Source organism: Paraburkholderia suaedae, assembly GCF_040812055.1.
Classification (GTDB): domain Bacteria; phylum Pseudomonadota; class Gammaproteobacteria; order Burkholderiales; family Burkholderiaceae; genus Paraburkholderia.
In genome coordinates, this window is sequence record NZ_JBFOAH010000070.1 from 1 (window position 1) to 7898 (window position 7898).

Consider the following 7898-nt stretch of genomic DNA (forward strand, 5'->3'; position numbering starts at 1 on the left):
TTGAGCACCTTGCCAATGCCAGCAGGCAGCGTCTTGCGCGGCGGATCCTTCGTCTTGGGCATCTTGTTCGTCACTGGTGATCGAGTGCAAATTCTAACCCAGCGCCTTAGCGCGACAAAACCGTGATGATCGTTAGCGTGGCTTCCGGCGACAACGTTGCTTCCGTTGCACAGGCGCTTCCCGGACCGACAGGTGTTCGTACAGTCGGCGCTGATGCGAGCACTCGCACGGTATGGGCAAGCTCTGTTGCGGCCTTGCGGGTCTTTCTCGCCTGCGCAAGCTTGTCCTGCACGTAGGCCTCGATCGGATTGACGTCGGGGAGCTGGCGACTGCGTCGGCTGCTCTTCTGTTTGCGAATTTCCTCGCGCAGCTTGAGGTTGTGCGGCACCACTCACCACGCGCCTTGAGCGTCGAGCACACCCACCTCCGTGCCGTCGGCAAGGAACGCCCGCACGCAGCGAAGATCGTCGGCGTTCAGATAGATCAGCAAGTACTGCCCGATCAGATGGGTGCTGGTCGCCAGCACACCGTTGGTGTAGCGCACACCGTACAGGTTGATGTGCGGCCGCACGCCCTGTTCGAGATACGCGCGCACCCGACAGCGCCGCGCGGACTGCATCAGACACAAGCTGCGGCGATGATGTTCCGCGAGCCACGTGACCAGGGTCTGTCTGCCGCGCACGAAATATTCGATGGCTTCCAGCGGCGTCGCGTTGTTCAAGCCGCTGTGCGGCGTGCCGTTGTAGCTCGCGATTGCGTACTCGACCAGTTCCTCGAGTTCGTCGATCGACACATACAGACGCAGATTGCCCTTCGGGTCGGCCAGTGCCCGGCGAAGATCGCGCGGATTGGAACCCGTATAGCCAGGCAGACGTGACGACAGACGGCTCGCGATCGTGCCGAAGAAGCGCTCGATGTACGGCCGCTCGTCCGGACTGTATTTCGGCCCGGCGTCGGCAAGACAGCCGACGAATTCGCATAACGCTTTCAGCGTCTCGTTGGCAAGATTCGCCTTCGCGTTATCGAGCCGCATCCACTCCCATGTCACGTACGCGAGTTCAGGTAACCGTTGTGAGGGAAAACCGTCGTGCGTTCCATAAGCGAGCCCCGCGATCGTGAAGGTACGTGGGCGGTGGGGCTCCAGCGCGTTTTCGATGGTCTTGATGACATCGTAGCGGCTGTACTCCCTTGCAAGGACAATGTGATAGCCAAGGACTGCGCGCGTGCACACATCGATGATCACGAGCAGCCAGACGCGTTCCATTTCGAATTCGTGCTCGAATCCAAGCGGGTCGCGCACGACGACCTTGAGCCGGATATCGAGCCGGTGACCGTCGAACTCGACAACCTGGTATGGGCGGGTCGCCGCGGGCGTGTGCGCTTCGTCGTCCATACGCGGCAGGCCCTTGAGGTGCGATGCGCCTGCGGAGTGTGCTGCCGTGCCGAACTGCGCAACATTTCTGCCCTCAGGTGACGCGACAGCGAGCGGATCGCACGTCCTGCCGTATTGAACGGATAGTCCGCAGCCGTGATTCCTGCCGCGCGACACTGCCGAAGGAAATCGTCGGGGAGCGCTTGCAGGCCGCGCAACCGGGTCTTCAGCCGGCCATCCGTGTGGATCTGCTGGAGCAGCACCTTGCGTTGCTTCACCTGCAGCACCGGCCAGCCCGCCAGTGCGGGGTAACGCTCGAACAGTTGCGACAAGGCACCTGCCGCGCCACGGCTACCCCGCTCGCCATGCACACGGACGTCGTGTATCCGTGCGTACTCCGCGATGCGCATGTAACGCACGAGGGCACGAAAAACCGAAAGGTCTGCCGTCGGCATGCGGCAATATTGCCCGCTCGATCCATCGGTACAGTTGTCGGCGATTCACGCCGGTCGCCTGCTCGATCGTCTTGACTGACTCTCCGGCTGCGAACCGCACCACGGCCTGGCGACGTATCTCGAAGTTGCGCCGTGCGGTTTCGTCGAATTCCGAACTGGCAACGGTAGGCCACGCGCTGACGTCAATCGTCTGGAACTCCGGTCTGCGGCGGTTCATGATTGAGCCTCCGACGCCGCGAATGACGTGAGCAGCGACAGCGGTTCTGTCCGAAGCTCAGGCGCGCTGATGCGTCCGTCGTGCAGCAGCCCAAACACAGCCGTGCGAACCAGCACCGGATCGCCTGTCGAAAATTCGCGCTCGATGGCGAGCAGTCTTTGAGGCTCCTTCACAAAACGCGCGATCGCTTGCATTAGCCTCGGTGGAACGAGATCGCGATTTGCGACGAGGCACGGCAACATGCGCTGCCAGTTTTCGATCCAGACCCGCGCGGCGGCCAGTTCGGCCGACGCGACCCATCGGATCGACAATGTGTGTACGTCGAGATTGCGATCGGCCTTCGTTGTATCGCCTTCGTCTGGATTATCGTCAAGGATTACTAACTCATCCCGATCAACGTAACGAACCCAGAAGTCCGCGAGACGATTGCGTCCATTGAACTGAACGTAACCCGGCCGCTCACAAAAAGTGATCGCCTGTGGATCGGCCTCAAGCAACACCCACTGCTCAAGCAAGGCGCGGCGGTAAAACGTCATCCTGCGTGTGAGCTTGGGGCTGAAAGCTTCGAACCGATGTGCTCCTCGCGGACGGGCGAGCGCGACCGGCTCTGCGATGTGCAGAGGATTTTCCATAAGATCAATGACTTACGGGCGGGATTCGAAATATAGGAGGCGAATTGACGAATTTAATTCGGACATACGCGAATTGACGCTTTTAATACGATTCAAAGGGATATAAAAGTGTCAACGCTATCGCGCTCTCCCGCGCCGCTGCTAGATCGGCGCGGTGACAGATTTATTGCGCTCTACGGCATGCTAAAAGTGTTCACCGAGGGACCGCTGGCTGCCCACTTCACTCTGGCCGTGGTCGAAGTAGCCGTGGCTTCGACAGGCAGACTCATCCGCAGACTTCGCCTGAAGAACGCTAAGGCACGCGGTAGGCGTTCGAGAGAGCGGATTTGATGACGTGATCAGGTAGCAGGGCTACACGCGGGCTAACGCATCTCCAATAGGCACGTCTCCTCCTACAAAACCAATTACCTTGTTCACGAGTCGCGCCTTGAGCGCATCGAGAACGACCTCGGCCACATCTTCACGCGGCACCGTGTCGTGCGGAGAGTCGGCATCCGACACGATCTGGATGGTTCCAACTCCCGGCTCCATTGTCAGCGTGCCGGGGCGCAGCACAAGGTAATCGAGCCCGCTAGCAATCACGTAGTCGTCCGATTCGCGTTTCATTTGCGCGTAGTGTTGCAGTGCTTGCGGCGAGCGTTCCGGCGCGTACGCAAGCAATGTACTGATAACGACAAAAAGGTCCACGCTGCTTTGCTTTGCGTAATCGACCGACTTGATGATCGAGTCGCGGTCGATCAGGCGTTCCTGCTCCGAGCCCTCGGTTTCTGCCGAGCCGGCGGCATAAATGACAGTATGTACGCCGCTGAATACATGCGAGAAATCGCCAGACAGGTCGGCAATGAGCGGTCGGACGCCGAACCGCTCGAAAGCATCGCTTTTTGCCGCGTTGCGTATCAACGGGCAGAACGGGATGGCGGAGGCATGCAATTTTCCGGCTACTAGCCGACCCGTTCTCCCGCTTGCGCCAATTAACAGAATGCTCATGACTTTTCTCCTGGAACGATGTGTTGCGCCGTAGCGTGTTTTCACAGTCTAGTATCAGAACGCGAAAGTTTTCTGCATCCATCAGGCTGGGGCAAGTCGCAACGGCGGGCCCAACCGCTATTCCTCGTCACCGAGTTTCTCTGCGACCGTGAGCGCAGTCTTCCGTGCAGTGTCAAACTTTGGAACCATGCCGTGCTAGGGCGCGGCAACTTTGCAGGAATTCGGTTCGCTTCCTCAAAACTTCGATTGGAATTCGACGATTAGCCGGATGGCGGCGCCGTCATGAAGGAGATCGAAGCCGTGATTGATGTCTTCGAGAGCCAGCGACCCGTTAGCAGCCTGTCGACGGGAAGATGTCCCTGCATGTACATGCTTATGTAGCGAGGAATATCGCGTGAGGCAACGCAGGTGCCGATATAGCGGCTTTGTCGCAATAAGACGGCCTGCTATGCTGCCGGCGACAAAACGAACGGCGTAATCGATGATGTTGGCCATGAACCCAGCTGTAGCGCGCGTGCTCAAACGCCTGCATTACCCGCTTGATGTGATCCTGATGTGCGTGCGTGGTATGTAGCCTATCCGTTGAGCCTGCGTCACCTGAAAGAAATGATGGCTGAACATGGAATTGCAGTTGATGATTCCACCGTGCATCGCTGGGCCATCAAACTGCTTCCGGTGCTGGGGAAGGCGTTCCGGCGTCACAAGCGCCCTGTTGGCAAGAGCTGGCGGGTTGACGAGACCTACGTCAACGTCAAGTGCCACTGGAAGTATTTATATCGCACCGTTGGCCAGAGGTCGATTTCCTGCTGCGTGCCCACCGTGACAAGGCTGCAGCCCAGCGCTACTTCGAGAAGTCGATCGATCAGAACGGCGAGCCCGAGACGGTCACAATCGATAAAAGCGGTGCGAATCTGGCTGCGCTCGAGGCCCGCAACGCGGAGCGCGACACGCCGATCAAGATCCGCCAGAACAAGTATCTGAACACCATCGAACAGGATCACTGGGCTATCAAGCGCCGTACCCGGCCGATGCTCGGCTTCAAGATCTTTCCGTGCGCCCGCATTTTGCTGGGCGGTATCGAGCTCATGCGCATGATTGCGAAAGGGCAGATGAAAGACAGCGGTAGCGGCCAAACTCGCGCCGAGCAGTTCAATCCGTTGGCGATATAAGCATTCCCCATCATGCCGGTCCCGTTTTCTCTGTCATCCTTATCGCGACAAAACCCTTTCTCCAGCACCGGCAACAGTTTGAGCGCTCAGCGATGCACGGTCGAATGGTCAACCGAAACGCCGCGCTCGGCCATCATTTGTTCAAGATGGCGCAGCTCAGCGGATACGCCACCTACTATCGAACGCAGAGCAATTTGACGTCGAGCGGGTAGTGCAAGCGCTTGAGCACGGTCTTCGACGGCTGTATTCACGTTCTGTTTTATCGATCAAATCGTTTGCCTTTACGCTGCCCGCATAGCAACTCGCCTTATCGCGACAAAGCCGGGATTTTCCCATCGCCATGCACGGCCAGTCCTTGTCCTTTCGCCTGTCGGCGCCACGTGCACAACGTCTGTTCAGCATCCTCGTTTCTCTGGCCAGCGCCGCACTCGTCGGTTCTCAGCACTGTTCCTATTGAGCAAGTGACCAACGTCTCTACGCGAGCCACGCCGTGCGTCCGCACGCATCCGTCGACAGTATAGTGTGCCAGCGGTCATTTCTTCCCGGCGCGTGCGCAGTTATTTCGAAATGCTGCTCACTCGCGAACCGCACGCGAGGCGTCGGCTCGACAGCGTTGTGAGCAACATCGTGCAGTTCTCCCGCGAAGACCGTCCCTCTTACCGATTCAGTAATTCAGATAACTCGCGATGAAGCAAGATTTCGACACGTTTTGACAGAAACTAGAAAGAAGCGCCGGCCCCCTCCCCCTAGACTTAATCCGGTCGCCCGAATGGTTGTGGTGCAAATAGCGATCAACGAATCGGTTAGAGTGTCGGACTGACCGATTTGAGAGCCCGCGATGAGCAAGCTGAACAGTCTGGACGGACTGTTCGCCGGCCGTCACTTTGACCGTGACGTGATGATTCCTTGTGTGCGCAGGCATCTGCGCTACAAGCTCAGCCTGCGCGATCTCGTCAAGATGGTGGCTGAGCGAAGGCTGGCGCTTGCTGACACGACGATCCTGCGTTGGGTGCGGCGCTATACGCCCGAGTTCGTCGAGCGTTGGAATGGTTCGCAATACCTGCGGGACAGTCGTAACGGGTCGATGCTCGGCTTCAAACGTTTCAGGAACGCGGCCACCACAGAAGCGGGCATTGAGTTGATGCACAGTATTCGCAAGGGGCAATTTCGCCTGAACGGCCTGTACCTCAAAGATACCACCATGCCTACCGCCTGGAATGTGGTCCTCGCTGCTCAATAAGGTATCCTGATCTGGTGGCGTTAGCTCGCCGAAATCATCGATTTGCATCAGAACCGTCACAAGTACGCGGCGCTGCTGCCCGCAGGTGAAATTGCTGGTGCGCGCTTTTGACCGCGAACACGCGCTGGAGTTGGTCAAACACGACGCCGACTACATAGTGTGGGGAAACCTTGGAGTCCGTCCTGCTGCTTGGCAGTCAGGCCGTGCTGGCTCTGGGGGCGTCGGAACTCGAAGCCGACGCGGTGACCGACGAAGTGCGCAAATGCGATGCTGAACGTTTTGTCTTGGAAACATCGGGCGGCCCGTTTGCCCGGTGGGCGTTGATACGGGGGAATATTGAGCCCAGTGATCCGCCGAAACATAAGCGCGGGATGCTCAGTGAGCATTGTCCCGGATCGCGTAGGCCTGTCGCGGTCGACCCTCTCGCTGTATTCCGATGCCTTGCAGCGGTCGCAATCGGTGACCTCACAACGCATCGACCCCTGGACTTATTACATACGCTATGAGCAGAAAATCGCGGTGTTCCAGGTGGCCGTAAAAGCGCTGATTAGATACCTGCTCGCAGGCGTTTTTTCAGCCCCTCAGAAATCTATATTTTGAAATATGTAGGCCAGACCATGTTCACTCCGAGTTCCATTCCCTATCAGCAACAACCCGGCTTTCAGCGCACCTACCGCCAAGGCCGCCTGAGCCTAGGTCTTTTCTTTCCCCTCGAAGCCTTCACCGGCGATACGCCGAGTATGTCCGACCAAGTGAGCCTGGCACAACGTGCCGAAAAGCTGGGTTTCTCTGCCCTCTGGTTTCGCGATGTGCCGTTACGCGACCCCAGCTTCGGTGATTCGGGCCAGGTCTTCGATCCCTGGGTCTACCTGGGTTTTATGGCGGCACACACGCGCTCGATTGCGCTGGGTACCGCGTCGGTCATCCTGCCAATCCGCAATCCCCTACACACCGCCAAGGCCGCAACCAGTGTCGATCAGCTCAGTGGTGGCCGCCTGCTACTCGGCGTGGCTTCCGGCGACCGTCCAGTAGAGTTTCCAGCATTCGGTGTCGACCCCGAGCAACGCGGCAGCCTGTTCCGCGAATACCTCGAGGTATTTCGCGAGGTTCAGCTCACCAGTTTCGTGCCTTTGACCTGGTCCGGCGGCAGGCTTGATGGGGCAGATCTGATTCCCAAGCCGACCACGGCAGAAATTCCTTTCTTCGTCACCGGCCATAGCCGCCAGACGCTGGAGTGGATCGCCCGCTGCAGTCATGGCTGGATCACCTATCCGCGTGCACCGAAGGCTCAGCAGCTGATTGTCGAGCGCTGGCGCACGGCTGTTCGTGCCGAATGTGGTGAACTGTTCAAACCCTTCACCCATTCGCTATACATCGACCTGACAGATAACCCGCAGACACCACCACGGCCGATCCACCTGGGCTATCAACTGGGGCGATATCACCTGATCGCGCTGCTGCACAGCTTGCAGGAGCAGGTCGGCGTTAACCATGTGATCGTCAATTTGAAATACGGCCAACGCCCCGCAGGTGAGGTCATTGAGGAGCTCGGTGAGTTCGTTCTACCTGACTTCGTCATCTCAACATGAGCCGGCATGGTGCTGGAAAGCGACGACCGGCGTTTTCTATCCGGTCATCGCCACGCCCGGCGCATCAGCACTGCCGAGAGCCGTCGTCGGCACCAAGGAGGAGCAGATGATCGCCTAGTGTCGTGAGTTAAAAGTTCGTTGAATCAATTCCCTGTTCTGTCCGGAATGACAAAGTGCTGATTAAAGAGTCGCTCGGACTCGCGCAGTCCTTCTTCCGTAAAGATCACGGACTTCGTC

5 protein-coding genes and 4 pseudogenes are annotated in these 7898 nt (G+C 58.4%); 4 read left to right on the top strand and 5 right to left on the bottom strand.

Going from position 1 to position 7898, the window contains the following annotated elements; all coding sequences use genetic code 11:
• Positions 1–106: 106 nt before the first annotated feature.
• The 4 genes and pseudogenes from ABQJ48_RS37140 to ABQJ48_RS37155 all read right to left on the bottom strand — a co-directional run bounded on the left by ABQJ48_RS37140 (position 107) and on the right by ABQJ48_RS37155 (position 4158).
• Positions 107–2044 (bottom strand): annotated as a pseudogene (locus tag ABQJ48_RS37140) (helix-turn-helix domain-containing protein).
• Positions 2041–2676, bottom strand: coding sequence for a hypothetical protein (locus ABQJ48_RS37145; RefSeq protein WP_367842846.1), 636 nt, complete (start codon positions 2674–2676; stop codon positions 2041–2043). Before ABQJ48_RS37145 ends, ABQJ48_RS37140 begins: the two are co-directional and overlap by 4 nt.
• Positions 2677–3027: 351 nt before the next feature.
• Positions 3028–3663: an SDR family oxidoreductase gene (locus ABQJ48_RS37150; protein ID WP_367842847.1), complete on the bottom strand. Its 636-nt coding sequence runs from the start codon at positions 3661–3663 to the stop codon at positions 3028–3030.
• A gap of 234 nt (positions 3664–3897) precedes the next feature.
• Entirely contained in the window at positions 3898–4158 is a 261-nt protein-coding gene (locus ABQJ48_RS37155) for a hypothetical protein (protein ID WP_367842848.1), read from the bottom strand.
• On the opposite strand from ABQJ48_RS37155, the pseudogene ABQJ48_RS37160 reads away from it, so the two are divergent.
• Positions 4148–4832, top strand: a pseudogene (locus tag ABQJ48_RS37160) (IS6 family transposase). The gene ABQJ48_RS37155 and the pseudogene ABQJ48_RS37160 overlap by 11 nt on opposite strands.
• Positions 4833–4921: 89 nt before the next feature.
• Here ABQJ48_RS37160 and ABQJ48_RS37165 read toward each other — a convergent pair.
• A pseudogene (locus tag ABQJ48_RS37165) lies at positions 4922–5095 on the bottom strand (IS6 family transposase); the annotation flags it as partial.
• Positions 5096–5916: 821 nt separating this feature from the next.
• On the opposite strand from ABQJ48_RS37165, the pseudogene ABQJ48_RS37990 reads away from it, so the two are divergent.
• From ABQJ48_RS37990 to ABQJ48_RS37180, 3 genes and pseudogenes are all read left to right on the top strand, one after another.
• Positions 5917–6072 (top strand): annotated as a pseudogene (locus ABQJ48_RS37990) (IS6 family transposase); the annotation flags it as partial.
• 378 nt (positions 6073–6450) lie between these two features.
• Positions 6451–6672: a hypothetical protein gene (locus tag ABQJ48_RS37175; protein ID WP_367842850.1), complete on the top strand. Its 222-nt coding sequence runs from the start codon at positions 6451–6453 to the stop codon at positions 6670–6672.
• A 17-nt stretch (positions 6673–6689) separates the two neighbouring features.
• The gene (locus tag ABQJ48_RS37180) at positions 6690–7661 is read left to right on the top strand and encodes an LLM class oxidoreductase (RefSeq protein ID WP_367842851.1); all 972 of its coding nucleotides are present in this window, start codon (positions 6690–6692) and stop codon (positions 7659–7661) included.
• Positions 7662–7898 lie beyond the last annotated feature (237 nt).

Coding starts and splice junctions, on each gene's coding strand:
- ABQJ48_RS37145 (WP_367842846.1), bottom strand. CDS start 2,676: ATGGAAAATCCTCTGCACATCGCAGAGCCGGTCGCGCTCGCCCGTCCG.
- ABQJ48_RS37155 (WP_367842848.1), bottom strand. CDS start 4,158: ATGGCCAACATCATCGATTACGCCGTTCGTTTTGTCGCCGGCAGCATA.
- ABQJ48_RS37180 (WP_367842851.1), top strand. CDS start 6,690: ATGTTCACTCCGAGTTCCATTCCCTATCAGCAACAACCCGGCTTTCAG.
- ABQJ48_RS37150 (WP_367842847.1), bottom strand. CDS start 3,663: ATGAGCATTCTGTTAATTGGCGCAAGCGGGAGAACGGGTCGGCTAGTA.